Origin of the sequence: Hyphomonas sp. UBA4494 (assembly GCF_002388935.1) — a bacterium.
Taxonomy (GTDB): Bacteria; Pseudomonadota; Alphaproteobacteria; order Caulobacterales; family Hyphomonadaceae; genus Hyphomonas.
Genome location: NZ_DGNK01000038.1, coordinates 57632 through 83098 on the forward strand (window position 1 = coordinate 57632; position 25467 = coordinate 83098).

The window sequence follows — 25467 nt, forward strand, 5'->3', positions numbered from 1 at the left end:
CTGCAGGCACACGCTACAATGTGCGGGACAACGTAGCGGTCCCACGGGTTCACTGACCCGACTCCTCAGTGGCGGAGTAGCCCGGAAAGCGCTGTTTCTGGATCAGCGTCTTGGTCGCCTCGGATGGGCGCGCAATGAGCGCGTCCTGAGAGATGTTTACGACATACTCGAACCGGTCGCCCATTGGCTGGTAAGTGGCCGATCCGTATTGCGCATCAATGCCGAACCGCCCGCCCTGCTCCTCGGCGAGACGATGAACATCCAGCCCCGGATTGGTTGCCAGGGCGATCCCATTGGTTGTCGCCTCGGTCACTGAATCCGGTGTGAAGCGGCGCGACATGCGGCCTTCGATGAAGTCGAGCCGGTATATCGAGTCATATCCCAGCATATTGGCCATCGGCTTGAACTTGATGACCTGCGCACCGATCTCGAATTCATTGCCGCGCAGCACTGGCTGGGCCCCATTGGCCTCAACCAGTTTGCGACCATCGGAAAATGTCAGATCCAGTGTGTAGGCATTCGCTTCGCCTTCGACCGCTTCAAACTTGATATTGGCGGCGTAGCGTTCCTTTGTCAGGCGCTTGTAGGTCTGCAGGTTGAGCCCGGCAAAGGCCACGACCCCCGCCAAAGCAAGCATTCCGGCGCCAAAGGTCAGGCGAACGGCGCCGGAACCTGCTTTCAGGCGTGCCAGTTTTCCAAAACCTGCAAACAGCAACATCAGACCGATCACGGCCGCAATTGCTGGCAAAATCCACCAGATCAGTCCCATACACCACACCTCCTGATAACAGGTCCGGATTGGCCCCGCCTTCCACCTGCCAATGACTATAACATCTTCTTAACGATTGTTTAGCGCATCCCGCAGCCGTCAGTTCCCTCGCAAGCCTCACCTGACTGCAAGCTGAATATACCAATCTGCTCTACAGCTGCCCGGCCAGCAAGAGAAAGTCCGAAGCCCCCTGCCCAGCCCGGATAAATCCTGCTAACCGCCAAAGCATGTCCTTTCGCGATTTCATTCTCCTGTTCGCCGTGTGCCTTGTCTGGGGCCTCAACATCGTCGTCACCCGATGGGTTGTTGCCGATATCGGCGTGCCGCCGATTTTCTTCGCGGGCATCCGCTTTGCCGGAGTCGCCCTGCTGCTGCTCGCATTCCTGCGGCCAAAGCCCGAAGACCTGAAAATGCTGTTCCTGATCGCCATGTTCATTGGCGCGGTACACTTCTCTCTTCTCTTCATGGGTTTGCAGAATGCCGAAGCGTCCGCCGCCTCGATCACCGGCCAGTTGGGCGCGCCCTTCTCGACATTGATGAGCATGGCATTTCTCGGCGAAACCATCGGCTGGCGACGCGGACTTGGCATCATGCTGTCCTTTGCCGGCGTCGTGCTGATCGCATTCGATCCAGCCAGTTTCACCATCTCTATCGGACTGGTCTACATCACCATCGCTGCCTTTGTCGGCTCGGTGGGCGGCATCCTGATGAAGCGTATGGCCCCGATCAAGGCATTGCGCCTGCAGGCCTGGGTCGGCCTGTTCAGCTTCGCCCCGCTCCTGATCACGTCCAGCATGATCGAGACAGGCCAGTTGGAGGCCATGTCACGCGGCGGATGGCAGCTGGCCGTGGCCTGGCTGTTCGCCGTGGTCGGCGTGTCCATTTTCGGCCATGGCGGTTTTTACACGCTGATCAAGAAATATGACATCTCGCTGCTCTCGCCGCTCACCCTGATGACGCCCGTCTGGGGCGTCGTATTCGGCATCGTCCTGCTGAACGAGCCTATCACGGCACGCCTGGTACTCGGTTCGGTCATCTCACTGTCTGGCGTATTTGTCATCGCCGTGCGCCAAAACAAGACCCTGCCGGACGCGGCCATCGTCAAGAAAATGGGATCCGGAGGCAGCTGATGGACATCACGCAAACGCCGAGTCCGAACTTCAACATGCGCAAGCACAAGCTCGACATGCTGATCCTGCACTATACCGGCATGGCGACCGGCGAAGAGGCCCTGGAGCGCATGTGCGACCCGGCCGCCGAAGTCTCTGCCCATTATATGGTCTGGGAAGACGGCCGCATCACCCAGCTGGTCGATGAGGACAAACGGGCCTGGCATGCGGGTGTTTCGAGCTGGAAAGGCCAGCAGGATCTCAACTCCCGCTCTATCGGCATCGAGATCGTCAATGGCGGGCATGACTTCCCCCCGCCCGATGGCGGCCTGCCACTCTATCCGCGCCCGCAAATCCATGCCCTGCTGGATCTCGTCCACGACATTCTCGGTCGCCACGATATTCCAGCCACGCGCATCCTCGGTCATTCCGACATCGCGCCCCTGCGCAAGCAGGACCCCGGAGAGCATTTCCCGTGGGAACGGCTCGCCCGCGCCGGCATCAGCCTGTGGCCGGAATTCGACGGCACGACGAAAGAGATCATCGGCAAAGGGCTCGAACGCGGCACCTCCGGCTCCAGCGTCTGGCGTCTCCAGACCATGCTGTCAGAAATCGGCTATGGCTTCGACGTGACCGACATCTATGGCGAGACCTGCGAGAAGGTGATCACCGCCTTCCAGCGCCGCTGGCTGCCAGAGCATGTCACCGGGCAAGCCGACCTCAACACGCTGCGCCGTATCGGCGTCATTCACGCGCTGTTTACGGCCTGAGCCTCAACCGCTTCGATCTCTTCATCCTCATCTTCCGCAATCACCTCTTCCCGCTGCATACGCGCGGCCCATTCGACCGCCAGCGCTGCGCCAAACAGAAGCGCCGAAACCGACACTGACAACCAGATGAAGCCAAGGATCACCGAAGCCAGCGCGCCGTAGAATGTGTCGAGCGCACTGAATTTGAGGTAGAGGTGATAGCCCCAGGTCGCGACCAGCCAGGCCAGTGCGCCAGCCGCAGCCCCCATTGCCTTGGCCCGGTGCCCCTTCACCCGCCCGTGCAGGGACAGGGCAATAATCAGATAGAACACCGCAAAACAGGCGATCCCCTTCCCCAGCCACAGGGTGGAGGCAATGTCCGATACGGTCTGCGCCAGTTCGAACGCAATATAGCCTTCCCGCTCGGTGATCAGCGACAGGATCAGTTGCAGCGCGCCCAGGATCCAGACCGACAGGATAAGCAGCGCCGTCATCAGGATCGATACGCCCTGAAAGCGGATAATCCGTGTGCGCCGTTCACTGCCTGCCACCATGCGGATGCCGGTAATCGCAGCCTTCGCGCCTGAGCTTGCGGTGTAGAACACCACAATCACCGCCAATAGTGCGCGAAAGGTTACGCCCTGCGGCGTGGACTCATGGATCACATCAAGGTCGGCCTTGCTGAGCGGGGCCACGGCTGAGACCAACACCTGATCGACCGTATCGCCCAGTTGGCGGCTAAGATCTGCCGGTAGCAGCGCAAACAGCAAGGTCAGGGTCAGATAGACAATCGGAAAGATGGAGAACAAGGCATAGAAGCTGATCCCACCGGTCACGATCCGCACTTCCGGCTTCGACAGGCGGACAATGGCGCACCAGAGCGGCGAGATCACCCAGTGGCGGACCGGCTGGGGCACAGGCAGCTTCTTGATCCACTTCAGCATACAGCCTCCATTGGTGAGACCTTCCATATGGAGCAATTCTCGTCCCCGTCCCACCTTTTCCCTATCTGGTCCTTTCCGGCCCCTTGCCGGACAGGGACACATTACGCTATGACCCCCGCATTCCTCGTATTGCCGCGGCTGCTGACCCGCACAGTATGAGGATCACCACCATGACACACCCACAGGATCGTGGGGCGCGTCGGCGCATCAATCGCCAGCGCCCGGACACATACCTTTCCCGCAGCCAGCGGATCGACCGCTATGGCGTTGAGAAGCAATGGAAACACCTTTATGGGCGAAGCGTGAAACTTCGCCGCGCGCAACAGCTCGGAAAGCTGTGGCCCCGCCGCGAATGGGAGAAACTGATGGCCGAGGCCGACCCCGTAAACGTGTTGTTCGTCTGCTCGAAAAACCAGTGGCGCAGCCCCACTGGCGAGGCGATCTTCGCCAAAGCCGACGGCATTGCGACACGCTCTGCCGGCACCGCCCGCAGCGCACGGCGGCAGGTCTCGCTGGAAGACATTCGTTGGGCTGACCTTATCCTCGTGATGGAGGAAAAGCATGCCGCACGCCTCAAGGCCGATTTCCGTCAGGATATCCGGTTCAAGCGCCTGCACGTGCTCGACATTCCGGACGACTACAAATTCATGGACACCGATCTGGTCGACCTGGTCCGCACAGCAGCAGAGCCGCTGATTTTTGGAAACAGTTGACCCGTCAGACCATGCCCCCATCCGTCGGCAGGTCCAGCAGCAATCGCCCGGTCAGTTCCCATGTCGCGGGGGCGGTCACGATATGCTGCGTCATCGCGTGCGCGTCGCGAAAGCGGCGCTGCAGATCAGAGGATTCGAACAGGGACGCGCCGCCGCCAAGGTCATACAGGGTACGGCAGATGTCTGCGCCGGTCCGCGTCATGTGCGTACACGCCATGCGCAAGGCTGCGCGGCGCTCGACCGGAATGCCTTCACCCGGCTTCACGCCAAGCGCGACGGCCCAGGTCTCGTCCAGCTCCGCCATCATATAGGCACGGGCTGCGCGCCACTGGGCCTCGGCCTCGGCAAAGCTCGCCTGAATGGTCTGGCGCTCGGCCAGCGTTTTCTTGCTGCCCTGACTCTTCTTGGCGCTGGCGAGATCCTTGAAAGCATCGAGGCTCGCCCGCGCATTGCCCATCGCCACGGCCGATACGCCCAACGACAACAGGCCAAAGGCCGGGAACGTATAGAGCGGCCCCGTTTCGCGGGGAACATCCGTAATCAGAGAAACAGACCGCGCCGCCGGCACGAAGATATTATCCACCGACAGATCGCCGCTACCAGTCCCTTTCAGGCCCATCACATGCCATGTGTCGTGCAGGGTCGCCTCGCTGGCCGGGAACACCATCATGCGTTGATCTGGCGCGCCGGATGGCAGGCGTTTCAGCTCGCCATCCTCGAACACCATGCAGCCACCCGCCAGCCAGCTGCAATTGGCTGAGCCGGAGCCCCATTGCCAGCGCCCGGTGACGCGATAGCCATCGCCTTCCACGTCAGCCCGGCCCATCGGCGCAAACACGCCGCCTGTGATCGTCAACGGTTCAGCATAGATTTCCATCGCCATGTCCGGCGCCATATAGGCGGCGTTCATGGAGGTCGTGCAGGCAATCATGGAGCACCACCCGGCGCTGGCATTGGCACGCGCGATCTGTTCAACGCCCTCGATGAATTCTCGCGCCGTCAACTCCAGCCCGCCATAGGTCTTTGGCGTCATCATGCGGAACGCGCCCGCCGCCGCCATCTTCCCGGCAAGGTCAGCAGGCAGCCGCCGCGCGTCTTCCATCTCGGCCGCCCGGTCGGCCAATTCCGGGGCGAGTGCATTGAGCGCCGCCTGCAAGGTCTCGTAAGTCTTGATCTCGGTCATGGCTCACGCTACCTCAGCCTGCCTTCCCTTGCCCAGTCCTGACGTGGCGCGATGGCGGCCAGACGGGCGATCACCCGCCTTCAGCGACCGGTATCGGCACGGTCCGGCTCGCATCATTTGCGGCCTTCACCGTATCCAGCATTTGATCCAGGTCTTTTCGGTTGAAAACGCTGCCGCCAATAATGACCATTTCAATGGCGTCCGTCGCGCCAATATCCTCCAGCGGATTTTCCCGCAGCAAGACGAGATTTGCCTTCTGGCCAGGACGGACCTGGCCCGTGGACGTACCCATGAAATCCCCGGGGACCGACGTGGCCGAGGCAAGGATCTGCGCCGGGCTCATGCCAGCCGCCTGCAAAGCTGCCATTTCTTCATGAAGGGAAAAGCCCGGCACCCGGACGGGCACGTTTGCGTCTGTCCCGGTCATGATCGCCACGCCGCGCGCCATGAACGCCTCGAATAGGATGTGCTGGGCTTCGGCATAGGTTTGCCAATAGAGGCGGCTGCGCGCCTTGCGATCATCATCCCACTGGTCTGGCCAGCGGTAAATGTTCACATCCGGCAGCCACCCCATGCCGCGTGACGTGATCACGGTGCCTTCCGCGATGCCGGGATTTTCATAGACCAGCTTTGCAGCGCCCAATTCCGTTTGGAGGTCCGACTTCTGCGTCTGGAAACTGTCGATCAGTTCCAGAGTGGAGGTCACCGAAATGTCGTGCGCGATCATGCGATCCGCGACATCCTCGCTCCGTTCCCGGACAAAGGTCAGGAAGTCTTCCGCTGTGTCGGCGCTATAGCCGCCAAACTCGCGGTCCAGCGCTTTGACGAATTCTTCGACATGGGCGACTTCGCTCTGATGGGATGCCCACAGATCCTCCAGACCGGTCGCGACCGGCAAATGCCCGACCAGCGGAATATCATGCTTGGCCGCCGCTGCGCTGAGGGCGATGTAACCTTCGCGATCCAGATAGCTGCTGGCTTTCAGCGCGTCATACCCTTTGGCGACATAGTCCTGGACCGCCTTGTCGACCTGCTCTGCTGTCCGCACGATGGTCTTGTGCTGCACCCAGCCGACAAATGCGCCCTCCATCGGTCCGAAGGTCGCAAATTGTGGCGCGACCGCAAAAATGTCCGGTCCGATCCTGCCGCTGTCGATCTCGTCCCTCCAGCGCAGATTGACCGGCAGGCTGTTCATGTCCCGCACCTGCGTCACACCATTGGCCACATAGAGCAGAAGATCATTCTCGCTTTCCCAGAGATGGACGTGCGAGTCTGTAAAACCCGGCACGAGATACATGTCGCGCCCGACAAGCGAGGGGAAGCCTCTGGGAACTGTCGTCGAATTGCCGACGGATCGGATTTCCCCGTCCCTGATCGTCACGATCTGGTCCGGCAGAAAGCGATCTCCTTCCGGCGCAAGCACGTTCACATGGAAGATGGCATAACTGTCCATACTCTCTTTCGACAATGCAGGATCGGCCACTTCGGTCAGGCCGCCATACATTCTCGTCAGCTCACGATCGATGAACAGGTAGGAAGACACCGCGCCGACCATCATGACGGCCGCAACGCCCAACACGATCCTGACAATCCATTTTCTCATTTCGCCAGCCTTCATTTAGTCACTGTCTACATTGTCTCTGCCTGCGCATCTAGACAGTGTCAAGTGACGTGCTATCAAGACGGATGGCCTCAACTGAAAAGTCTTCCCGGAAAACTTACCATCATGGCGATCTCGCCAGTGAACTGTTGCGCGCGGCCGAGAGGGAACTTGCCGAAAACGGTATTGAATCCTTTTCCCTGCGCGCGGTCGCCAAGCGCGCGGGCGTCAGCCACGGGGCCCCTGCCCACCATTTCAGGGATGCCCGCGGCCTGCTCACCGCGCTGGCGGCGTCCGGCTTCCGGCGATTGGTCGCCACACAGGAAGCCCGTCAGGACGCGGCCGAGCGCGATGTGCGCTCACAACAGATCGCGGTGGGGCTTGGCTATATCGATTTCGCGCTGGAGAACCCGGCCCTGTTTCGCCTGATGTTCAGCTCGGAAAAGCCTGACCGAACCGTGGCAGATCTCGGAGCGGCCTCCATCGCTGCCTATGAGAAACTGATGTCGGGCGTGCGCAGCGTCGTCGGAAACAATCCCCCCGATGATCCCGGCGCGATGAAACACGTCATGGCCTCCTGGGCCATGGCGCACGGGCTGGCCGATCTCATCGTCTCGGGTCGGGCCGAACGTCCGTTGAACTTCAGTGCCTTGTCCCCCCAAGAGCGCGACGCTCTCCTCTCGGACCTGATGGCCAGCCAACTTGACGTCCGGTTCGCAGTTGACTTCCCACCGCCCGCACCCTGATCCTGTCGCTGACAGGGAGCACGCCGGAAAGGCGGCCAGCCGGACGGGAGGGTTTATGCCGGACACAACCACGACAGAGCGCTTTGGCGACTTCGTTTCGCTGGAACGCGCAGGCCGCCTCGTCACCGTCACCTACGATCGCGGCGACGGGCTGAATGCGCTCTCCATCCGGGGCATGACCGAACTGCGGGATGTGGCGCGGGCGCTGGCAGACGATGATTCCAGTTCCGTTATTGTCCTGACCGGCACTTCCGTTTTCTCTGCAGGGGCAGACCTGAAGGATCCCGATCGCAAGGGCCGTGACGAGATGACCCTGCTGCAGCAACGCAGTGCCGTCCGGCTCGGCCCGGACATGTGCCAGGCCTGGGCCGACCTTGAACAGGTCACCATCGCCGCCATTGAAGGCTTCTGCATAGGCGGCGGTCTGGCTCTCGTCGCATCCTGTGACCACCGGGTCTGTTCGGACGCGGCGGAATTTCGCCTGCCGGAAGTCCCGCTCGGCATGAATATGAGCTGGCGCTCGGTCCCCCGGCTCGTCGCCCTGATGGGGCCATCGCGCGCCAAGCAACTCATCATGCTGGGCCGGAAACTGAACGCCCAGACGGCGCTGGACTGGGGCCTCGTCGACGAGATTGCCGCGTCCGGCAAGACGCTCACAGCTGCCACCCGTCTCGCCCGCGACTATGCGGCCCTGCCCCCGATCGCGCTGCGCATGACCAAACAGGCCATCGACACCGCCGCCCAGCCCCTTGCCTTTGCCACCAGTTTCATGGACCGCGATCAATTCCTGCTCGCCAGCCAGTCGAATGACCAGGCCGAAGCAATCCGCGCCTTCCTCGAAAAGCGCACCCCCGACTTCTCGGGCGACTGAAGCATGACTGGCGCCGAGCAGGTTTTCCGCCTATATCCCCCTTAGACCAGACGGCCGGGCAGCCGCTGGTGCGCGGGTAACTGCGTACTGGAGGAAAGTCCGGGCTCCAGGGAAACAGGGCGACGGCTAACGGCCGCCCGGCGTGAGCCGAGGGAAAGTGCCACAGAAAGCAAACCGCCTCCCCTTCGGGAGAGGTAAGGGTGAAAGGGTGGGGTAAGAGCCCACCGCAGGCCTGGCGACAGGACTGGCACGGTAAACCCCGCCCGGAGCAAGACCGAATAGGGGGCACATATGGGCTGTTTCACGCCCGTGCCCCGGGTGTGTCGCGTGAGGTGCCTGGCAACAGGCATCCCAGAGGAATGGCTGCCAGACCGTGGCAACACGGCGAACAGAACCCGGCTTACAGGCCGTCTGGTCTTACTTCCCGGTGCCGCCATGCGGCAGCATTTGATCGAGGATCGAAAGAAGGAAGAAGAGGCCCGCAGCGCAAGCAAGGGCTGGTCTCCTGCCCGAGAATCAATGGCCGGGAAGCGAGACGCAATGTGCACGCACTGCCCCCCGCATATGAAATCCCATGAAAAGATATGAAATGCCTTTGAGACGCTGCCTAAGCCTCCAGCATCGTCTCGAACCCGCCAAAGATCAGGCGCGCACCATCGAACGGCATCTCCATGCCCTGCATCCGTTCATCACTCTCCAGCTTCGCCCAGGCCGCATCACGCACCGTTTTTGACGGCCAGGTCACCCAGGAAAACACGATCCCTTCGTCCGCTTCGCGCATGACCGCCAGATGCATGGATGTCTTCTTGCCCTCCGGCACATCCACGCCCCAGCATTCGGTGACGCTCAGCGCGCCGTATTCCTTCATCAGGCCGGCCATCATCTTCGCCTGCGCCAGATAGGCCGCCTTGTTCGCCTCCGGCACGGCCGCCATAAAACAATCGACATAAGTCATCAGCTATTTCTCCCTCTTGCCCGGCAACCTGCCGGAGCCCGCCTTATCCTACCTTGCCCGGAGGAATTATCCCACACATGACGAGTCCGGCCCCTGTGTCGCCATTGATCTGACCAGAAACTTATCCGACGCACCCATGGCCGAGCCTACACTGCGCACATGACTGACGCCTTCGCCACATTGCGAAATCTGCCGCCCCATCTCCAGACCCATCGGTTCTGGATATGGGTGCAGATTGTGGTGCTGACTTTCTTTGTGCGCCATGTTCGCAGGGATGCGCGGCAGATGCTGGTGCAAATCACGTCGTCCGGCGCGGTCCATATCGCGGTCATTGGTGATATGCCGGGCACAACCAAAGCTGACCCGCTCAGCTTTGCGCCTTCGCGGGCATTTCTTGCGGCCATGTCAGGATTTGAACCCGAGCGGGGCGGTATCTGCTCACCCCGAACGCATTCGAGGCCTGGAATCGAAATATGTGTCCCCTCAATTCCAGATTCCGGCCGAGACCGGAATGAGCAGACTTCGGTGAGCTTGCCCCTGCCAGAGACCTGAACAGAACTCGCGCCCCACAATTGGGTTCCCAAAAAAAGCGCCTTTTCCGGCGTCATTTGTGCAGCATCCAAAGCACGATACAACAATGGGGCCATCTGGCCCCATTGTCTGAACAAGTTTCCCGTTGAAAATGCGCTAGACCGAACCGGCCTGCATTTCCTGGATGAAGGCATCCGCATCGGCGATGGAACGCTCCATCTCGGCAATCAGGGCCGCGACATCGGTCTCGATATTACGTGTCTCATCCCCCAGCGCCGCGATCGCGCGCGCATTCAGATTGTGCTTGAGGAACAGGACCCGGTCCTTGAACACAGCCAGCACCGGATCCATCGACGCGGCAGCCCGGTCCATCTTTTCGACCAGCACGGCATAGCGGTCGCGTGTCGCCTCCAATTGCTCGGCCGAGGCACGGCGCAGGCCCGGATCGGAATATTCTTCCAGTTCCCTGCGCCATTCCACAAACAGGTCGCGGGAGACTTGTTTCATGTCCTTGATGCGTTCGCGCACGCGATCCGCCTTCTCCTCGGACCGTTCATAGGCGCGATTCAGGGAGTCGTAAGACGCTTCCAGTTCGCCAGCATCAAACGCCACAACCGACCGGAAGGCTTCCAGCGCATTGGAAAACTCCGTCTTTGCATCCGCCTGGGCATCCGCTGCATCATTGACCCTGGACACGAGCAAATCGCGCTTCTGGTATCCGAACTGCTCCATCGCGCCGTAATAGGCGGTCGAGCAAGCGGATAGTGTGGACGTGGCGAGAGCTGCTGCGAGCATTGCAGCGTGTAGACGACTGGACATGATGGACACGAAACCCCTTCCCCGTGAATTCAATCGCCCCTGTTTGCCGTGCGTCGTCCGATCCGTCCAGTTGCGCGGGCAAAAAGGTTTCATGACCCTGCCGTAATGTGATCGCATTTGCTGTATGTTCTGAATCCTATGGACGCCGTGGCTCGATTTCCCTTCCGCCTCTACCGACAAATGGACGCCGATCCGCGCCATTGGCAGGTCGCGGCCTTGGGCGGACTTTTCACGCTCAGTTGGATGACCAGCGATTTCGGCGTCACCCTCCCGACCCTGTGCCTCTCATTTGCCGGGGCCATGATCGCGCAACTGCTCGGCACCACGATATCAAATGCCCGAGACGGCAATCCCTTCCTGTATCGCTTCGAATGGAAGTCTGCCCTGATCACAGCACTTGGAATCACACTCCTGCTACGCGCGGCTGATCCGTGGATCTGGTTCGCGGCGGGCTTTGTCGGCATTGCCCTGAAATTTCTCGTGCGCATTGAAGGCAAGCACATTTTCAATCCCGGCTGCATCGGCATCGTCACCATGATGCTTCTGCTCGGCAACAAGGCCTGGGTCTCGCCCGGTCAATGGGGTCAGGCACCCCTGGTCGCCGGCTATGCGATGGCACTGGCCGCACTGACCCTGTCCAGCGCCAAACGGCTCGATATCGCCCTCGGTTTCCTGCTCGGCTTCGCCGCCATCCTATTCGTCCGCGCGGCATGGCTTGGCGATCCCATGGTGATCCCGATACACCAGATGAGTTCCGGCGCTTTGCTGATCTTTGCCTTTTTCATGATCACCGACCCGCGCTCTACCCCCGACAGCCGGCTTGGCCGCATTCTGTTCGCAGTGATGGTTGCCGGCCTCGCCGCCTGGTTCACAATCGGCCCGAATGTGCGCGGCGCACCGCTGATGGCTCTGGCGGCCCTCGCCTGGACCACACCGGTTCTCGACCGAATTCTGCCCGCCCACCGCTTCCAGTGGAGCCAGCCACGACCGGCCGCTTCACCCAAACAGCTGAACTATTCGCTCATGCCACTTCAGGGGACAAAGGAGACACACCCATGAGACTCAAATCGCTAGCCGCAGCCTTGGCGTTGCCCGCGCTCGGCCTCGCCTTCGCAGCGCCGGCTTCGGCCTTTTGCGGCTTCTATGTCGCCAAGGCTGATACCGACCTCTTCAATGACGCCTCCAAGGTTGTGCTTGCCCGCGACGGCGGACGCACCGTCATCACGATGGCATCCGACTTTCGCGGCGACGTTTCCGAATTCGCCATGGTCGTGCCCGTGGTCGATATTCCGACAGAAGAACAGATCCACGTCGCAAACCCTGCCCTGATCGACCATATCGACGCCTACACCGCGCCGCGCCTCGTGGAATATTACGACGAGAATCCCTGCGAGATCGCGCGCCGCCAGAAGATGATGGAAGACATGGCAATGATGCATGCGCCAACCGCCGCCGGCATGATGGAAGAGGCCGAAGAGCTCGGCGTCACCATTGAAGCCGAGTACGAGGTTGGCGAATATGATATCCTGATCCTGTCAGCAGAGGAGTCCGATGGACTGATCACCTGGCTGAACAATAATGGCTACAAGATTCCGGATGGCGCAGAAGAAACCGTAGGTGCCTACCTCAAGCGCGACATGAAATTCTTCGTCGCCAAGGTGAACCTCGAACGCCATGACGGCTCGTCCATGCTGCGTCCGCTTCAGGTTGCCTATGAGGATGAGGACTTCATGTTGCCGATCCGGCTCGGCACAGTGAACGCTGAAGGCAAGCAGGAATTGTTCGTCTTCGCCCTGACTCGCGAAGGCCGTGTGGAAACCAAGAACTACCGCACCGTGAAACTACCCTCTGACATGGATGTGCCGATCTATATCAAGGACGAGTTTGCCGATTTCTATAAGGACATGTTCGCCCATCAGGTCGAGAAGCAAAACGGCAAGGCCGTGTTCATGGAATATGCCTGGGACATGTCCTGGTGCGATCCGTGTGCGGCCGAGCCGCTCTCTCGCTCGGAACTGCGCGAACTCGGCGTGATGTGGCTGGACGAAGACACCGATGATGACATGCGCCCCGGCTTCGGTCCCCAGCCGGTCGATGCATTCGTGACTCGCCTTCATGTGCGCTATGACGCCGAGACATTCCCGGAAGATCTGGAATTCCAGGTTACCGGCGACCGCTCCAATTACCAGGGTCGCTACGTCCTGCGTCACCCTTGGCGCGGCGACTATGGTGAGTGTGAAGCAGCTGGCGACTATGCCGTAAGTCTGGTCGAGCGCTGGGACGACGAAGCAAATGAGCTCGCCAAGCTGACCGGCCGCGACTTCGATGCCATCAAGACCAAAATGGCATCGCTCGGCTATTCCGACGCGATCCTGAACAATGTCAGCGTCGAGCCGAAGGAGAAAAAGAACTGGTGGCAAAAGCTTTGGGGCAACTGACCCCAGTCTGAGTTACCATATGGCGAAGGCGGGCTACGAACAGGTCCGCCTTCAGCCCTTCAGCACACCAAGGAAGGCATCAACCTCCTCAGGCGTTGTGGCCCAGGAACAGACCAGCCGCTGGCTGCCGCCCATCCAGGGATAGAACACCGCACCTGCATTGTGGAGTACCGAGACTTGCGCCTCGCTTAGCAGCGCGAAGACTTCGTTGCCGTGTGGCTCGAAAGCCAAGTCCACGCCTTGCCGCCGCAGGCCCTCAGCCATGCGCCGGGCCATTTCGTTCGCATACGTCGCAAGGTCTAGCCACAGCCGGTCCGCCAGCATCGCTTCGGCCTGCGCTGCCAGATAGCGCATCTTGGGCGGCATGTGGCCGGAGCGCTTGGCGCGCGCTTCGAGTTCACATTTCTTCTGCCGCGCCTCGCCGAACAGCAGAATGATCTCACAGCCCATCGCGCCGGTCTTGGTCAAGCCGAAGGTGAGCACATCGACGCCTGCCTTCCAGCTCATCTCGGCTGCACTGGCCCCGGTCGCGACCAACGCATTTCCCAGCCGCGCGCCGTCCAGATGAACCACCAAACCCGTCGCATACGCCTTTGCGGCATAGTCTGAAACTTCCGCGACGCTGTAAGCTGTGCCGTTCTCCGTTAAATTCGTCAGTGACAGGACATGCGCCGGCGTCTCATGCACGAAATCATGATTGATGCGAGCCAGTGCCTCGTCCAACTGCGCCGCGCCGATCTTTCCATCTGGCCCCCGCAACAAATGCAGCTTACCGCCGCCAGAGAAAAATTCCGGCGCGCCGCGCTCGTCCACGGCGATATGCGCCCCGGCATGGCAAAGCACAGCGCCGGTAGGCGGACAAAAGCAGGACAGTGCCAAGGCGTTCGACGCTGTGCCGGAGGCGGTCAGCCAATAGTCGAAATCATCCGTACTGAACACATCCGCCAGTATGGGACGCAAACGCTGCGTGACGGCGTCATTCCCGTAACTCGCCTCCAGTCCCGTATTCGCGGCGGAGAGCGCCTTCAGCACATTCGGATGGGCTGGCGCGGATGTGTCGGAAGAGAAATTCATCAGATTTGCGTGTCCGGAGTCTGCCACATCAGATGCTGGCCACCATCACTGGCGATCATCTGGCCGGTCACGCTGTTGGCGGAAATGAGATAGCGCAAAGCCTTGATGATCTCTTCCGGGCTAGAGCCTTCCTGGGTCAAAGTCGCGGCTTTCTCGGCAGCGAACTCTTCTTCGCTTTGGTGTTTAGACCGCAGCGTCGGCCCTGGCCCGATGCCATTGACGCGAATATCCGGCGCGAGAGCTTGCGCCAAGGTCTGTGTTGCCTGCCAGAGCGCGGCCTTGGAAAGCGTGTAGGTGAAGAAGTTCGGCGTGAGCTTCCAGACCCGCTGGTCGATCATGTTCACGACCAGCCCCTGCTCCCCTTTCGGCAGAGCATCCGCGAAGGCCTGCGCCAGATGCACCGGCGCGCGGAGATTGGCATTCATGTGCATGTCCCAACTCGCGCGAGTATGGCTGGTGACAGAGTCCTCCTCGAATACGGAGGCGGAATTGACCAGCAAAGTCACCGGCTGGCCGATCTTCTCGGCGGCGTGCAGGATCAGATCGCCAGTTGCAGTCTCATCCGAGAGGTCGGCCTGAAGCGTGATCGCCGCGCCACCTGCCGCACGAATGGCCTTGGCGGTCTCTTCGGCGCCATCAGCGGAGGAATTGTAATGGACGATGACCTGCCAGCCATCTACGCCCAGCGCTTCGGCCATGGCCCGCCCCACTCGCGCGCCCGCGCCGGTGACAAGCGCCGCGCCCGGCCTCATGCCGGTACGGTCTGGAACAGGCCCAATATGTCGAACCCGTTCACCAGTCCGTAGATGTAGACCGCATAGATCAGCAGCATCAATATCCCCATCAGGCGACCAAGCCGCGCGCGGGTCAGGATGAACCCACCGATCAACAGCGCGGCAAAGGTCATGACCCAATGATCATAATGGGTGAAAGTCGCCGCGATCTCAATTGGGCCGAAGAGCGAAATTATGCCGCCTGCGCCAAGGATGTTGAAGACGTTGGAGCCAAGCACATTGCCGATGGCGACTTCGCCGTGCCGACGAAGGGCGGCGGCAACAGCTGCGCCAATCTCCGGCAGGGAGGTCCCGATCGCCAGCAAGGTCAGGCCGATCCATTCCTGCGGCACATGATAGAATTCCGCGATGCCGACACCGCCAGCAATGATCAGATGCGCACCCAGCACGAGGCCACCAATGCCGAGAACGATATAGGCCAGAGAGCGCGGCAGGCTGAGTTTTGGCGCCTCTTCCAGTTCCACGCCGGGATCTTCGCCCGTCGCAACGGCCTTGCGCGCCATGTAGAAAGTGACAACACAATAAGCGATCAGAATGGCCAGGAACAGAATACCGCCCAATACAGTCAGGGGGCCCATTCCGGTCAGCAGGATCCAGACGGCTGTGGCAACGAGCATCGCCGTCAGCGCGCGTCCCTGCCCATGACCACCGGCCACGAACGGCATGATCAGAGCGGGAATGCCGAGCACAAGGAAGATGTTCGCAATATTGGAGCCGACAATATTGCCCAACGCGAGACCGGCCCGGTTTTCCAGAGCCGCATTCAGCGACACGACCATTTCAGGGGCCGACGTACCGAAACCGACAATGAAGATACCGGCAATCAGGGGAGAAACGCCAAGGCGCCGGGCAACGGCAACTGCGCCGTTTACCAGGAAATCCCCCGCAAACGCCATAATAACAAGCCCCCCGATCAGGGCGGCGATCAGGGTTAAATCAGGCATTCGCCAGGCTCGCTTCTAGTCGAGGCGCTTGTATTCAATGAAATTCAGGATGCCGAACACGACCACTATGGAGGCAATGGCGATCAGAGAAGGATGGATCATGGTGCCGTCTCGCTGTTGTTTTCTTGAGCATTTCCATGCTTTGCACCGCTAATAGCGTGCGTTGCACGGCTTGGCGAGCCTCAAACGGCAGGAAGTTTGGCCTCTCTTTGCGTAATTTTTCATATTGGACGCGCTCCTCCCATAGTGTCAGGACACCCGCATGCCTTCCCTCAGAACCAGGTTGTTCCACATCTATGCCCGCCTTCGCCGTCCCATGACACTGGGCGTGCGCGGCCTCGTCGAGAATCCAGACGGAAAGATCCTGCTGGTACGTCACACGTATATTGCAGGCTGGCATATGCCCGGCGGCGGCGTCGAGCGCGGCGAGCCCTGCATCGAGTCGCTCCGCCGGGAAGTGGAGGAAGAAGGCGGCATCCTGCTGAACGGGACCCCGAGCCTCGTCGGGATGTTCTCCAATCACGCATCTTTCCCGAATGACCATGTCCTGCTCTATCACATTCCTTCGGGAATATGGACGCAAGGCAAGGCAACGGCAGTCGCCGAGATTGCCGAAACACGATGGTGCTCGCCGGATGACTTGCCTGACGGAACAACCTACGGGACGCGCCAGAGACTGGCAGAATTTTACGGCAAAACACCCCTCAGCCCGTATTGGACCGGCTCAAAACGCTGAGTTCAGGCACCCGCCATTGCGAGGAAGGCTGGCAGGCACAGGAACATCAGCGCCGCCAGCGCGACAATGACCAGACGGGTCGTGGGAGTGATGCGTGATCTCATCCACTCCTTATCTGCGGACATTGAGTCTCAATGCGGGCCATTCGCCGGAAAGTTCGTGATTTTGCTGCCCCATTGATGCCGCAAGTTTTAACGGAACCTTTGCCATCGCGGATGATTGTAAATGCGTGGTGGGACATGAAAGCAGACACGCCCCATTGCATGAACGGCCCTTCCGGGCGCCAAGGTTGCCCCTCATCCTTGCGCTCACGATTTGAAATGCGGAACGCTGGCTCTGCCCCTTGGGGCCAGCGTTCTATTTCACCCGGCCGGCTGCTCTCATATATTGCCCGGCCGTCCACCAGGACAGTACCGCCGCAGTCCAGAGCAGTCCGACAACGGCGACCGTAGCCACAATCGCCAAGACTGACGTTCCCGTGGAGACTTCGCCCCCGGCATCCGGGCGCAAGACAGCCAGCGGCAACATAAGCCCGATGATCGCAGCCATCTCAAACCCTGTTTTCCACTTCGCCAGATTAGAGGGCACTATGGCAGAGCGTCCGCGCGGCGTGGCGCGGAACCAGGTCATGAAAACATCGCGTGCAATAATCATGGCCGCCGGCACATAGATTAGCCAGGTCTGGAATTTCAGACCCAGGCCCAGCAGGGCCGCCGCTATCAGCAACTTGTCGGCGATAGGGTCAAGCCAGACACCAAATCGACTGTGCGCGTCCAGCTTGCGGGCAAGCCAGCCATCCAGGAAATCCGTGATTGCCCCGGCCAGGAAAGCAAGGAAGGCAAACTGGAACCAGAGCTGTTGCAGCGTGATCTGCCGGGACACGGCGTCGGCATCAAGTCCATTCGGCAACGGGTTGAGGCGCATAGCCTGCCAGAAACCGACCAGCACAAACCCGGCAAACACACAGCGGGCGATGGTCAACGCATTGGGGAGCCATTTGAAATTCATGGCTGTCACCTGTGCCAGCGCCCGCGCGCCCGCGCAATCATGAAACTGTGGAGCCTCTCGCCTCCCCCCGCCCTACAGGGGGAGAGGCGAAAGTCTCATCAGTTGGTATCGCCGGTTACATCCTCGATCGCGACGTCGTAATGGCGATTGCAGAACTGGCAGTCGATACCCAGCGTACCATCTTCTTCGGTCATCTCGCGCAGGGACTCGTCCGGCATCTGTTTCAGAGTCTCAACGAGGCGCTCCTGATTACAGGTGCACCGGTCATCCAGCGCTTGTGGCGTTTCCATCGTCACGCCTTGCTCGTGGAACAGGCGATAGAGCAGCTTTTCCATTGGAAGGTCCGCATCGGCCAGTTCGGCATCGGTCAGCGTGGCAAACAGGGCCTCGGCTTCACGCCAAGGCTCTTCGGTCTCTCCGCGCGCATCATCTGCCGCAATCCTCTGCACCATCATGCCGCCAGACACCCAAACCGGATGCCCGTCTTTCCGGTCCAGTTCGGCGACCGACAGTTTGAGGCGCGTCGGCACCTGTTCCGACATCTCGAAATAGTCCTCAGCGCATTCACTCAGAGTCCCTTTCGCAAGAGGCACGATTCCCTGATAGGGCTGGATCGCCGGATTGTCCTGGATGATGATCAGGGCCAGACGCCCGCTCGGGCCGAACAGTTGAGGCATGTGCGGAGCGTCGCCCTTGTTCACCTTGTCCAGTTGCGCCCAGGCTTCGGCATCAAATTTGGCATAGCCGCGCACACCGCCATCAGAGCGGTACTCACCGACCAGCATCGACACGGGACCATCACCTTCGGCCTGAACCAGCAGACGCCCCTCGAATTTCAGCGACGCGCCCACCAGCGTCGCAAGCGTCACGGCTTCGCCAAGGATGCGCGCCAAATTCTTCGGATAGTCATGCCGATGCAGGATGCCCGACAGGCTGCCCTCGCCCATGCGAACGGCGCGCCCGCGAATGGGACGGTCCACGATCTGGAAGTTCGTGACGAAATCGGTGACGGCGTAGGTTGCGTCAGTCATGGGAGGACACCTCGAATTGGTGTCCCCATGTGGCAGCGCCCCGCCCCTATCGCAAGAGGCACGCCTGCGCGGGGCCCGACCAGGTCGCACGGGAATTGACATTCCACCCAAGGAAGACATTATCTGAAAGTGGGGATTGGGGGACGGTACGACGTGCACATCAGTGAGATTGATCTCGATATTCCAGAGACCTTGCGCCCATCTACACTGAGGCGCCTGGGCGTCAAACCCGCACTTGATGCCAAAATCGATCAGGCGCCAAAATTGGGCCTGACCCATCGTGCGTTCCTGCCTGTTACAATGCTTCGCCTGTATCGGCGCGTGAGACCGGATTTCATTGGCAATCGCTGTGTGTTTGAGCCGAGTTGTTCCCGGTACAGCGAGCTGGCGTTTCGCACGAAGCCCTTTTTCACCGCCCTTCACCTAACCCTGAGGCGCCTTCACAAATGCAAGCCCGACCAAGGCGGCACCGACCTTTCAGACCTGGAGTTTCCTGAATGAAATATCGCATCCAACCCATCGGCAAAGAGTTTTCAGACAAGGCCGTGAAAGCGCTTGAGGACAAGCTCAACGCGGCGCACGAGAAGGGCTATAAATTCCACAGTGTGATGGAAGTGTCCCAGCCTGGCTGCGCTGGTTTTGGAGCACCCTCTATCACCTATCTGGCCATCTTCGAACAAGAGCACGAGCCAAGCACGTATCCGTAAAGGCGCAGAAGTCAGGCCGAACAACTGCCGCCGCCCAGCACGCAGAAACTGGCGCACCAGGGATGGTTCAGCTTGACCGGATCTGCCGTCGCATCCGACAGCGTGTCGCCAAGCTCGAACGCAGGATCGTCCACCAATAGCGTGCAGGCTGTCACGGTCGCCCTGCCGGCACCCTTGCGGCGGATCACCATGCGCTGGTTGGCGCACATGATGTCGTCAGGGGACTTGTTCAGAATGCCCCAGCAATCCGTGGTGATTTCTGGGGGGTCGTCCCGGGCGATCATTTCAGGGAACAGGACGAGTTGCTTTGTATTGGTGGGATCTATCGACAGACCCAGTGCGCCAGCAAGCGCGCCATAAGCTGCGCGGGCCTCGGCATCATCCTCATTGAGGGCCTGACGTCCGGCAATGGCCACCTGTACGGTGCGTTCCCCCAACCATTTCAGGCCCTTGCAGGCCTCTTCAAAGGCCCCTTCTCCGCGTTCAGCATCATGAATGGCCGGATCATGGGAATCCAGCGAGACACGCAGCACCATCCGTTCGCCATAGTGCGCCGCCAGCCGGTCCAGACCCTGCTGGATGCGCGGCCGCATCATCGGGCGCATGGCATTGGTCAGCAGGAGCAGGCTGTGCCCATCCGACAAAACGTCTTCCATGATGTGGAGAATATCCGGGCACATGAAGGGCTCGCCGCCCGTAATGCCGATCTCGATGGGCTGGTCGATCTCGTTGAGGAACTGCCGCACATCAGATCGGCTGAGATAAACCAGTCGGTCATTGCGGGGTGAACTTTGAATGTAGCAATTGGTGCATTCAATGTTGCACAGCGTTCCGGTGTTCAACCAGAGCGTCTTCAAGCCCGTCCATCCGACGCTGGCGCGGGTCTCGCCCTTCGCGGTCACGTCCGGGTCAGAAAATTTCGTCGGGGTATAATCACTATCGGCCATTCAACTACGTTTAGCGCGATCCGGCGGCGCTTCCAGCGCTATTGCAGCAGCACACCCTAACGTGAAGATTGCCGTACTCGTCGTGAGCGCTAGTTTGGCCGTCATGTCTGAAACTACCCAGCAGCAAGTGTTCGAAATGCTCACCTCAGGCGATGATGGCCGGGTGTGCAGAGACATTCCCGACAGCGCCTGTCGCGAAGAGGCCGGCAATTTCTTCACCCATGTTGCCAGCCTGTCGACCAGCAAGATCTCGGATGGGCTGATCGACCCCAAGCTTGTATTGAGCTGGTTGATGACCACGCTGGGCGCACCGGGCTGGATGATCGGCCTGCTTGTCCCCATACGCGAGGCGGGAGCGCTGTTGCCGCAATTGTTCACGGCCGCCGCGCTGCGCCGCCTGCCCCAGCGCAAGTGGGCCTGGTCAGTCGGCTCGGCAGTCCAGGGATTGTCAGCGGCCAGTATGGGGCTCGCAGCGTTTTTCCTGGAGGGTAAGACGTCGGGTTATGCCATCCTTGGCGCGCTGGCGGTTCTCGCGCTCGCGCGGTCGGTCTGCTCGGTCACCTACAAGGACGTTCTGGGCAAGACGGTCTCCAAATCCCGACGCGGAACAGCAACCGGCGCGGCCAGCACGGTCGGCGCTGCAGCGGTCCTGATCTATGGCGCGCTCCTGGCCGTCGGTTGGGTCGACCGGATGAGCCTCGTGATTGGCGGGCTGTTGCTCGCGGGTGGGCTCTGGATGACGGGCGCAGCGCTTTTCATGACATTGGAAGAAGAACCGGGATCGACCGAAGGCGGAGGCAACCCCATCGAATCCTTCCGGGACAACTTCAAGCTGCTCGCTGAAGACCAGCAGTTGCGCCGTTTCATCCTGGCCCGTGGCCTGTTGATCTCAACTGCACTTGCTCCGCCCTTCATGGTCGCGATGGGCGCAAGGAACAAAGAAGCTGACCAAATGCTTGGGGGACTCGGCTTGCTCGTTATTGCATCTGCGGGCGCAGGCCTGCTCAGCTCCTATGTCTGGGGCCGGCTTGCCGACCGGTCGAGCCGGAAAGTGCTGATCCTGACAGCGGCCGCAGCAACGCTTGCCCTGTTGACGACACTCGGCCTGAATGCGGCGGGGCGACTGCAGGATGTCTGGGCACTCCCGCTTGTTCTGTTCGTTTTGATGATAGCCTATCAGGGCGTGCGCCTTGGTCGTTCCACGCATCTGGTGGATATGGCGAGCCAGGACAACCGTGCGGCCTATACCGCCCTTTCCAACACGATCATCGGCACGCTGCTCATTCTTGGTGGCGGGTTCAGCATCGTTGCGCACATGGCAGGAGAAGCAGCGGTCCTCGGCTTGCTCGCCGTTATGAGCGCGCTCGCCATTCCGGTCGCCATGGGTCTTGAGGAAGTGCAGGAGCGCTGACGCCTATTTATCGAGGCACCAGCGCAGGATGGCCTTCTGGGCGTGCATGCGGTTCTCGGCCTCGTCAAAGACAAGGCTCTGTGGCCCGTCAATGACTTCGGCGTCGACCTCTTCGCCCCGATGCGCTGGCAGACAATGCAGGAATTTCGCACCGCCAGCGGCCATCTCCATCAATTCTTCGGTCACCGCATATGGCTCAAGAATTTCAAGGCGGCGTTCAGCGTCTGCATCGCCCATGGAGACAAATGTGTCGGCAATCACGACGTCGGCGCCGGCCACGGCTTCTTCCGCAGTTTCATAGAGGTCGATCCGGCCCTGCAGGTCGCGGGCGATTTCAATATCCTCATCATCCGGCGCGAAGCGCGCAGGCGTGCCAATGGCGAGAGAATAGCCAAACTTCGGCGCGGCATGGATCAGGCTGGCGCAAACATTGTTGCCATCGCCAACCCAGGCCAGCCGCGCACCTTCAAGTGTGAGGCCATGCTCTTCCAGTGTCTGGAGGTCCGCCATGATCTGGCAGGGATGTGAACGATCTGTCAGGCCGTTGATGACCGGCACGGTGGCATGCTCGGCAAAGGTCTCGACATCGGAATGATCATTGGCGCGGATCATCACCGCATCGACGAAGCGCGACAGGACGCGCGCAGTGTCTTCCACCGTTTCACCCCGTCCCAGCTGCATGTCATTTGATGTCGCGGTGATCGACGAGCCGCCCAGCTGGCGCATCGCCATGTCGAAGGAAAAGCGCGTCCGGGTTGAGGATTTCTCGAAGACCATTGCCAGCGTATGGCCTTCCAGCGGGGCCCCCGTGTCCACCCGTCCCTTTGGCCAACCCGCACGTGCTTTCTTCATCACATGAGCCATATCCAGGATCTCGCGCAGTTCGGCGGACTCCAGATGCCAGAGGTCGATGAAATGGCGCGGGGCGGTTGAGCTTGTCATCCGGAGATACTCCTGAGGCGGGCGGGAAAGCGGGGCAGATAGCCTGTTTCAGACAATTATTCCAGTCAGGCCGGGCGATTGCACCAGCTTTCGGACAAGATGAATAAATTCTAATTGAGAATGACTTGCAAACATCCGACAGGCATGAAATACATAAGTTGAGAACGAGTCGCAAATCAACAGGAGCGCCCCATGTGTCTGCCAATTGATGATACCGCTATGCTTTGCTGGCTGAAGAGCCAGATGACGGTTCTGGAAGCCTGGCGAAACGAGCTGACTTGCCGCCCGGACACTACCGATACGATGATCAATCGTGTGGAGCAGCACTACACATGGTTGAGCGAAGAAATATCCCGTCTGGATACGCCCCGGCGCGCTGCCTGATACCCCTTTGCCGCAACGCAGGGCGAGGTTTTGCCCACCTCGTTTCCTCCCATACGCTCACCTGCGTTGCGGCAATTCCTTTCCGAAACTCCCCCGCAGATCGATACTGGCGAAGATGACGTGATTGCCCTATGTCACGGGCACATCAGTGCCCATCCAGCCAGGGAGCTTCATCACTCATGGACAATGTTCTCATCATCGGTGCCGGTGCCGCCGGATCCGTCGTCGCGCAGAAATGCGCCATGGACCGCGACACGTTCAAGCATATCCACCTTGCCTCGCGCCGACTGGAAAGCTGCGAGAAGGTCGCCAAGCTGTGCCAGACACCGATCGAGATCAGCCAGGTCGACGCCGACAATGTTGCGGAGGTCGTCGCGCTCATCAACAAGGTGAAGCCGGATCTGCTGATCAACATGGCCCTGCCTTATCAGGACCTGCCGATCATGGATGCCTGCCTGGAAACGGGCTGCAATTATATGGACACGGCGAACTACGAGCCGCGCGATGTCGCGAAGTTCGAATATTCCTGGCAGTGGGCCTATCAGGACAAGTTCAAGGACAAGGGCATCACGGCCATTCTCGGCTGCGGCTTCGATCCGGGCGTGACGAATATCTATTGCGCCTATGCGCAGGAATTCCTGTTCGACGAGATCGAATATATCGACATTGTCGACTGCAATGCCGGCGATCATGGCAAGACCTTCGCCACGAACTTCAATCCGGAAATCAATCTCCGTGAAGTGACCCAGGATGGCAAATACTGGAAAGACGGCGAGTGGGTGGAAATTCCTGCCCTGTCGATCAAGACGATGATCGACTACCCGGAAGTCGGCCCGAAAGCCTCCTACCTGATCTATCACGAGGAAGAGGAAAGCCTCGTCAAGCACATCAAGGGCCTGAAACAGATCCGCTTCTGGATGACCTTTGGCGAGGCCTATATCAAGCACCTCGAAGTGTTCAAGTCGATCGGCCTGATTGGCCTTGAACCGATCAAGCACAAAGGCATGGACATCATCCCGATGGAGTTCCTGAAAGACCTGCTGCCCGTCCCGTCATCCCTGGCAGAAGGCTACACCGGCAAGACCAGTATCGGCGTGATCGTGCGCGGCACGAAGGACGGCCAGCCTCAGGCGAAGATGATCTACAACGTGTCCGATCATGCCAAGACCAATGAAGAAGTCTCCGCGCAGGCCGTCTCCTATACGACCGGCGTGCCGCCCGTTTCAGGCGCGGCAATGTTCTTCCGCGGGGAATGGTCCGGCCACGGCGTATTCAATGTCGAGCAGTTCCCGGCCAAGCCCTTCCTTGAAGACGTCGCCAAACGCGGCCTGCCATGGCATGTCATCGACGTGGACGGCGGCGATCAGGAAGATCTGTTCGCGATCGAGACTTAGGTCAGTTCTTTCCGCATGCGCAGGATCGGCACGATGGTGCCATCCTCACTGGGCCTGGAGAGGTCTTCGACCAGCCTGTAACCGCACGCTTCATAAAGCGGTACACCGGGCGCGGTGGAGCCCATCTCCATTGCCGAGAACCCTTCGGCCCGCGCGGCAGCTTCGCTGGCGTCGAGCAACATGCGGCCAATGCCGCGCCGGACGAAATCCGGATGGGTATACATGGCGCGAATCTTGGCCGGCTCGGCCTTGGGGTCCGCCGGGGAATCGTCCCGGCCGGCGGTCGTGTTGCCGCCATAAAGCGTGCGCCGCCGCGACCAGCCCCCGCATCCGGCCAGCGCGTCGCCCTCGAAGACGAGAAAATAGGTGCCATCCGCGACAAGCAGCGTATCGACACCCATGCTATCGCTGGAGCGCTCGACCTGTTTTGAATCAAGGAAGTGTGGCAGGAGTCGCGCCATGGACTCCGCCATCAGCGCCTCAATCGCCGGAATGTCGTCCAGCGTGGCGACTCGCATATACAGGGAAGATGTTACCGTCATTCGACCCGCATCCTATCTGCGCTGCACACTCCGCAAAAGCCGGAACGTGCGCGCCGCTAATAATGTTCGCTCAAGGCCCGTTGATGAGGCATAAGCGGGCACCCAAGGACCAGACACCATGACCCC

At 60.3% G+C, this 25467-nt stretch carries 29 protein-coding genes and 1 other RNA gene; 15 read left to right on the plus strand and 15 right to left on the minus strand.

All coding sequences use genetic code 11. The annotated features are described in order from the left end of the window. Positions 1 to 49: 49 nt before the first annotated feature. Positions 50 to 769, minus strand: a complete 720-nt coding sequence (locus B2P82_RS14930) for a hypothetical protein (protein WP_034810600.1) — start codon at positions 767 to 769, stop codon at positions 50 to 52. Between the two features lie 227 nt (positions 770 to 996). Between B2P82_RS14930 and B2P82_RS14935 the strand changes: the two genes are divergently transcribed. Together B2P82_RS14935 and B2P82_RS14940 are read left to right on the plus strand one after the other, a co-directional pair. Then, positions 997 to 1899 carry a DMT family transporter gene (locus tag B2P82_RS14935; protein ID WP_290497754.1) on the plus strand — a complete coding sequence of 301 codons (903 nt, stop codon included), beginning with the start codon at positions 997 to 999 and terminating at the stop codon, positions 1897 to 1899. Further along, positions 1899 to 2648 carry a peptidoglycan recognition protein family protein gene (locus B2P82_RS14940; RefSeq protein WP_290497755.1) on the plus strand — a complete coding sequence of 250 codons (750 nt, stop codon included), beginning with the start codon at positions 1899 to 1901 and terminating at the stop codon, positions 2646 to 2648. Before B2P82_RS14935 ends, B2P82_RS14940 begins: the two co-directional genes overlap by 1 nt. Here B2P82_RS14940 and B2P82_RS14945 read toward each other — a convergent pair. After that, on the minus strand, positions 2627 to 3571 hold the full coding sequence (locus tag B2P82_RS14945) for a YhjD/YihY/BrkB family envelope integrity protein (protein ID WP_206991272.1): 945 nt from the start codon (positions 3569 to 3571) through the stop codon (positions 2627 to 2629). The two genes, B2P82_RS14940 and B2P82_RS14945, sit on opposite strands and share 22 nt — an antisense overlap. 170 nt (positions 3572 to 3741) lie before the next feature. Here B2P82_RS14945 and B2P82_RS14950 point away from each other — a divergent pair, with 170 nt between their 5' ends. Then, positions 3742 to 4284, plus strand: coding sequence for a low molecular weight protein tyrosine phosphatase family protein (locus B2P82_RS14950; RefSeq protein ID WP_290497756.1), 543 nt, complete (start codon positions 3742 to 3744; stop codon positions 4282 to 4284). 4 nt (positions 4285 to 4288) lie between these two features. Here the strand turns inward: B2P82_RS14950 and B2P82_RS14955 are convergent, their stop codons facing one another. Together B2P82_RS14955 and B2P82_RS14960 are read right to left on the minus strand one after the other, a co-directional pair. Further along, the gene (locus B2P82_RS14955; RefSeq protein WP_290497757.1) at positions 4289 to 5467 is read right to left on the minus strand and encodes an acyl-CoA dehydrogenase family protein; all 1179 of its coding nucleotides are present in this window, start codon (positions 5465 to 5467) and stop codon (positions 4289 to 4291) included. A 70-nt stretch (positions 5468 to 5537) separates the two neighbouring features. Next, complete coding sequence (locus B2P82_RS14960; RefSeq protein WP_290497758.1) at positions 5538 to 7070, minus strand: amidohydrolase family protein; 1533 nt, start codon at positions 7068 to 7070, stop codon at positions 5538 to 5540. Between the two features lie 83 nt (positions 7071 to 7153). Between B2P82_RS14960 and B2P82_RS14965 the strand changes: the two genes are divergently transcribed. From B2P82_RS14965 to rnpB, 3 genes are all read left to right on the plus strand, one after another. Further along, entirely contained in the window at positions 7154 to 7813 is a 660-nt protein-coding gene (locus B2P82_RS14965; RefSeq protein WP_290497759.1) for a TetR/AcrR family transcriptional regulator, read from the plus strand. Between the two features lie 55 nt (positions 7814 to 7868). Continuing rightward, positions 7869 to 8684: an enoyl-CoA hydratase/isomerase family protein gene (locus B2P82_RS14970; protein ID WP_290497760.1), complete on the plus strand. Its 816-nt coding sequence runs from the start codon at positions 7869 to 7871 to the stop codon at positions 8682 to 8684. A gap of 46 nt (positions 8685 to 8730) precedes the next feature. Continuing rightward, positions 8731 to 9103, plus strand: an RNA gene (gene rnpB / locus B2P82_RS14975) — RNase P RNA component class A. 188 nt (positions 9104 to 9291) lie between these two features. On the opposite strand, the gene B2P82_RS14980 is transcribed toward rnpB, so the two are convergent. Next, positions 9292 to 9639, minus strand: coding sequence for a DUF1428 domain-containing protein (locus B2P82_RS14980; protein WP_206991277.1), 348 nt, complete (start codon positions 9637 to 9639; stop codon positions 9292 to 9294). 159 nt (positions 9640 to 9798) lie between these two features. On the opposite strand from B2P82_RS14980, the gene B2P82_RS14985 reads away from it, so the two are divergent. Beyond that, a complete protein-coding gene (locus B2P82_RS14985) occupies positions 9799 to 10191 on the plus strand; it encodes a hypothetical protein (protein WP_290497762.1) in 393 nt (130 codons plus the stop codon). Positions 10192 to 10326: 135 nt separating this feature from the next. Here B2P82_RS14985 and B2P82_RS14990 read toward each other — a convergent pair whose 3' ends face one another. Continuing rightward, on the minus strand, positions 10327 to 10989 hold the full coding sequence (locus B2P82_RS14990; RefSeq protein WP_290497764.1) for a DUF2959 family protein: 663 nt from the start codon (positions 10987 to 10989) through the stop codon (positions 10327 to 10329). A 147-nt stretch (positions 10990 to 11136) separates the two neighbouring features. Here B2P82_RS14990 and B2P82_RS14995 point away from each other — a divergent pair, with 147 nt between their 5' ends. After that, positions 11137 to 12048: an RnfABCDGE type electron transport complex subunit D gene (locus B2P82_RS14995; RefSeq protein ID WP_290497765.1), complete on the plus strand. Its 912-nt coding sequence runs from the start codon at positions 11137 to 11139 to the stop codon at positions 12046 to 12048. Beyond that, positions 12045 to 13427 carry a DUF2330 domain-containing protein gene (locus B2P82_RS15000; RefSeq protein WP_290497767.1) on the plus strand — a complete coding sequence of 461 codons (1383 nt, stop codon included), beginning with the start codon at positions 12045 to 12047 and terminating at the stop codon, positions 13425 to 13427. Before B2P82_RS14995 ends, B2P82_RS15000 begins: the two co-directional genes overlap by 4 nt. 51 nt (positions 13428 to 13478) lie before the next feature. Here the strand turns inward: B2P82_RS15000 and B2P82_RS15005 are convergent, their stop codons facing one another. Genes B2P82_RS15005 through B2P82_RS15015 form a run of 3 tightly spaced genes read right to left on the minus strand, consistent with a single transcriptional unit; the run spans position 13479 to position 16239 of the window. Then, the gene (locus tag B2P82_RS15005; protein ID WP_290497769.1) at positions 13479 to 14501 is read right to left on the minus strand and encodes a threonine aldolase family protein; all 1023 of its coding nucleotides are present in this window, start codon (positions 14499 to 14501) and stop codon (positions 13479 to 13481) included. Further along, on the minus strand, positions 14501 to 15253 hold the full coding sequence (locus B2P82_RS15010; protein ID WP_290497770.1) for an SDR family oxidoreductase: 753 nt from the start codon (positions 15251 to 15253) through the stop codon (positions 14501 to 14503). Before B2P82_RS15010 ends, B2P82_RS15005 begins: the two co-directional genes overlap by 1 nt. After that, positions 15250 to 16239, minus strand: a complete 990-nt coding sequence (locus B2P82_RS15015) for a calcium/sodium antiporter (protein ID WP_034810583.1) — start codon at positions 16237 to 16239, stop codon at positions 15250 to 15252. The genes B2P82_RS15010 and B2P82_RS15015 overlap by 4 nt, the downstream gene beginning before the upstream one ends. A 262-nt stretch (positions 16240 to 16501) precedes the next feature. On the opposite strand from B2P82_RS15015, the gene B2P82_RS15020 reads away from it, so the two are divergent. After that, complete coding sequence (locus tag B2P82_RS15020; RefSeq protein ID WP_290497772.1) at positions 16502 to 16975, plus strand: NUDIX domain-containing protein; 474 nt, start codon at positions 16502 to 16504, stop codon at positions 16973 to 16975. A gap of 2 nt (positions 16976 to 16977) precedes the next feature. Here B2P82_RS15020 and B2P82_RS15025 read toward each other — a convergent pair whose 3' ends face one another. From B2P82_RS15025 to hslO, 3 genes are all read right to left on the minus strand, one after another. Continuing rightward, complete coding sequence (locus B2P82_RS15025; RefSeq protein ID WP_255341983.1) at positions 16978 to 17100, minus strand: hypothetical protein; 123 nt, start codon at positions 17098 to 17100, stop codon at positions 16978 to 16980. Positions 17101 to 17332: 232 nt separating this feature from the next. Continuing rightward, positions 17333 to 17983 carry a CDP-alcohol phosphatidyltransferase family protein gene (locus B2P82_RS15030; protein ID WP_290497774.1) on the minus strand — a complete coding sequence of 217 codons (651 nt, stop codon included), beginning with the start codon at positions 17981 to 17983 and terminating at the stop codon, positions 17333 to 17335. Positions 17984 to 18081: 98 nt separating this feature from the next. Then, on the minus strand, positions 18082 to 19014 hold the full coding sequence (gene hslO, locus B2P82_RS15035; protein ID WP_290497776.1) for an Hsp33 family molecular chaperone HslO: 933 nt from the start codon (positions 19012 to 19014) through the stop codon (positions 18082 to 18084). A 153-nt stretch (positions 19015 to 19167) separates the two neighbouring features. Between hslO and yidD the strand changes: the two genes are divergently transcribed. Together yidD and B2P82_RS15045 are read left to right on the plus strand one after the other, a co-directional pair. Next, positions 19168 to 19515 carry a membrane protein insertion efficiency factor YidD gene (gene yidD, locus B2P82_RS15040; RefSeq protein ID WP_051602369.1) on the plus strand — a complete coding sequence of 116 codons (348 nt, stop codon included), beginning with the start codon at positions 19168 to 19170 and terminating at the stop codon, positions 19513 to 19515. Beyond that, on the plus strand, positions 19512 to 19721 hold the full coding sequence (locus B2P82_RS15045) for a hypothetical protein (RefSeq protein ID WP_290497778.1): 210 nt from the start codon (positions 19512 to 19514) through the stop codon (positions 19719 to 19721). Before yidD ends, B2P82_RS15045 begins: the two co-directional genes overlap by 4 nt. A gap of 11 nt (positions 19722 to 19732) precedes the next feature. Here B2P82_RS15045 and B2P82_RS15050 read toward each other — a convergent pair whose 3' ends face one another. Then, entirely contained in the window at positions 19733 to 20668 is a 936-nt protein-coding gene (locus B2P82_RS15050; RefSeq protein WP_290497779.1) for a radical SAM protein, read from the minus strand. 103 nt (positions 20669 to 20771) lie between these two features. Here B2P82_RS15050 and B2P82_RS15055 point away from each other — a divergent pair, with 103 nt between their 5' ends. After that, positions 20772 to 22079 (plus strand): MFS transporter, encoded by a 1308-nt coding sequence (locus tag B2P82_RS15055; RefSeq protein ID WP_290485239.1) that lies wholly within the window; start codon positions 20772 to 20774, stop codon positions 22077 to 22079. 3 nt (positions 22080 to 22082) lie between these two features. Here the strand turns inward: B2P82_RS15055 and argF are convergent, their stop codons facing one another. Then, a complete protein-coding gene (argF, locus tag B2P82_RS15060) occupies positions 22083 to 23021 on the minus strand; it encodes an ornithine carbamoyltransferase (RefSeq protein WP_290483554.1) in 939 nt (312 codons plus the stop codon). A gap of 192 nt (positions 23022 to 23213) precedes the next feature. Here argF and B2P82_RS15065 point away from each other — a divergent pair, with 192 nt between their 5' ends. Together B2P82_RS15065 and B2P82_RS15070 are read left to right on the plus strand one after the other, a co-directional pair. Further along, positions 23214 to 23405, plus strand: coding sequence for a hypothetical protein (locus tag B2P82_RS15065; protein WP_034810573.1), 192 nt, complete (start codon positions 23214 to 23216; stop codon positions 23403 to 23405). Positions 23406 to 23584: 179 nt separating this feature from the next. Next, a complete protein-coding gene (locus B2P82_RS15070; protein ID WP_290497781.1) occupies positions 23585 to 24799 on the plus strand; it encodes a saccharopine dehydrogenase family protein in 1215 nt (404 codons plus the stop codon). Here the strand turns inward: B2P82_RS15070 and B2P82_RS15075 are convergent. Continuing rightward, positions 24796 to 25341, minus strand: a complete 546-nt coding sequence (locus B2P82_RS15075; protein ID WP_290497783.1) for a GNAT family N-acetyltransferase — start codon at positions 25339 to 25341, stop codon at positions 24796 to 24798. The two genes, B2P82_RS15070 and B2P82_RS15075, sit on opposite strands and share 4 nt — an antisense overlap. Positions 25342 to 25467: the final 126 nt, after the last annotated feature.

Bases quoted from the DNA above. Each gene is read 5' to 3' on its own strand.
- B2P82_RS14930 (WP_034810600.1), bottom strand. From the start codon at position 769: ATGGGACTGATCTGGTGGATTTTGCCAGCAATTGCGGCCGTGATCGGT.
- B2P82_RS14935 (WP_290497754.1), top strand. From the start codon at position 997: ATGTCCTTTCGCGATTTCATTCTCCTGTTCGCCGTGTGCCTTGTCTGG.
- B2P82_RS14940 (WP_290497755.1), top strand. From the start codon at position 1,899: ATGGACATCACGCAAACGCCGAGTCCGAACTTCAACATGCGCAAGCAC.
- B2P82_RS14945 (WP_206991272.1), bottom strand. From the start codon at position 3,571: ATGCTGAAGTGGATCAAGAAGCTGCCTGTGCCCCAGCCGGTCCGCCAC.
- B2P82_RS14950 (WP_290497756.1), top strand. From the start codon at position 3,742: ATGACACACCCACAGGATCGTGGGGCGCGTCGGCGCATCAATCGCCAG.
- B2P82_RS14955 (WP_290497757.1), bottom strand. From the start codon at position 5,467: ATGACCGAGATCAAGACTTACGAGACCTTGCAGGCGGCGCTCAATGCA.
- B2P82_RS14960 (WP_290497758.1), bottom strand. From the start codon at position 7,070: ATGAGAAAATGGATTGTCAGGATCGTGTTGGGCGTTGCGGCCGTCATG.
- B2P82_RS14965 (WP_290497759.1), top strand. From the start codon at position 7,154: ATGGCCTCAACTGAAAAGTCTTCCCGGAAAACTTACCATCATGGCGAT.
- B2P82_RS14970 (WP_290497760.1), top strand. From the start codon at position 7,869: ATGCCGGACACAACCACGACAGAGCGCTTTGGCGACTTCGTTTCGCTG.
- B2P82_RS14980 (WP_206991277.1), bottom strand. From the start codon at position 9,639: ATGACTTATGTCGATTGTTTTATGGCGGCCGTGCCGGAGGCGAACAAG.
- B2P82_RS14985 (WP_290497762.1), top strand. From the start codon at position 9,799: ATGACTGACGCCTTCGCCACATTGCGAAATCTGCCGCCCCATCTCCAG.
- B2P82_RS14990 (WP_290497764.1), bottom strand. From the start codon at position 10,989: ATGTCCAGTCGTCTACACGCTGCAATGCTCGCAGCAGCTCTCGCCACG.
- B2P82_RS15000 (WP_290497767.1), top strand. From the start codon at position 12,045: ATGAGACTCAAATCGCTAGCCGCAGCCTTGGCGTTGCCCGCGCTCGGC.
- B2P82_RS15005 (WP_290497769.1), bottom strand. From the start codon at position 14,501: ATGAATTTCTCTTCCGACACATCCGCGCCAGCCCATCCGAATGTGCTG.
- B2P82_RS15010 (WP_290497770.1), bottom strand. From the start codon at position 15,253: ATGAGGCCGGGCGCGGCGCTTGTCACCGGCGCGGGCGCGCGAGTGGGG.
- B2P82_RS15015 (WP_034810583.1), bottom strand. From the start codon at position 16,239: ATGCCTGATTTAACCCTGATCGCCGCCCTGATCGGGGGGCTTGTTATT.
- B2P82_RS15020 (WP_290497772.1), top strand. From the start codon at position 16,502: ATGCCTTCCCTCAGAACCAGGTTGTTCCACATCTATGCCCGCCTTCGC.
- B2P82_RS15025 (WP_255341983.1), bottom strand. From the start codon at position 17,100: ATGTCCGCAGATAAGGAGTGGATGAGATCACGCATCACTCCCACGACC.
- B2P82_RS15030 (WP_290497774.1), bottom strand. From the start codon at position 17,983: ATGAATTTCAAATGGCTCCCCAATGCGTTGACCATCGCCCGCTGTGTG.
- hslO (WP_290497776.1), bottom strand. From the start codon at position 19,014: ATGACTGACGCAACCTACGCCGTCACCGATTTCGTCACGAACTTCCAG.
- B2P82_RS15045 (WP_290497778.1), top strand. From the start codon at position 19,512: ATGAAATATCGCATCCAACCCATCGGCAAAGAGTTTTCAGACAAGGCC.
- B2P82_RS15050 (WP_290497779.1), bottom strand. From the start codon at position 20,668: ATGGCCGATAGTGATTATACCCCGACGAAATTTTCTGACCCGGACGTG.
- B2P82_RS15055 (WP_290485239.1), top strand. From the start codon at position 20,772: ATGTCTGAAACTACCCAGCAGCAAGTGTTCGAAATGCTCACCTCAGGC.
- argF (WP_290483554.1), bottom strand. From the start codon at position 23,021: ATGACAAGCTCAACCGCCCCGCGCCATTTCATCGACCTCTGGCATCTG.
- B2P82_RS15065 (WP_034810573.1), top strand. From the start codon at position 23,214: ATGTGTCTGCCAATTGATGATACCGCTATGCTTTGCTGGCTGAAGAGC.
- B2P82_RS15070 (WP_290497781.1), top strand. From the start codon at position 23,585: ATGGACAATGTTCTCATCATCGGTGCCGGTGCCGCCGGATCCGTCGTC.
- B2P82_RS15075 (WP_290497783.1), bottom strand. From the start codon at position 25,341: ATGACGGTAACATCTTCCCTGTATATGCGAGTCGCCACGCTGGACGAC.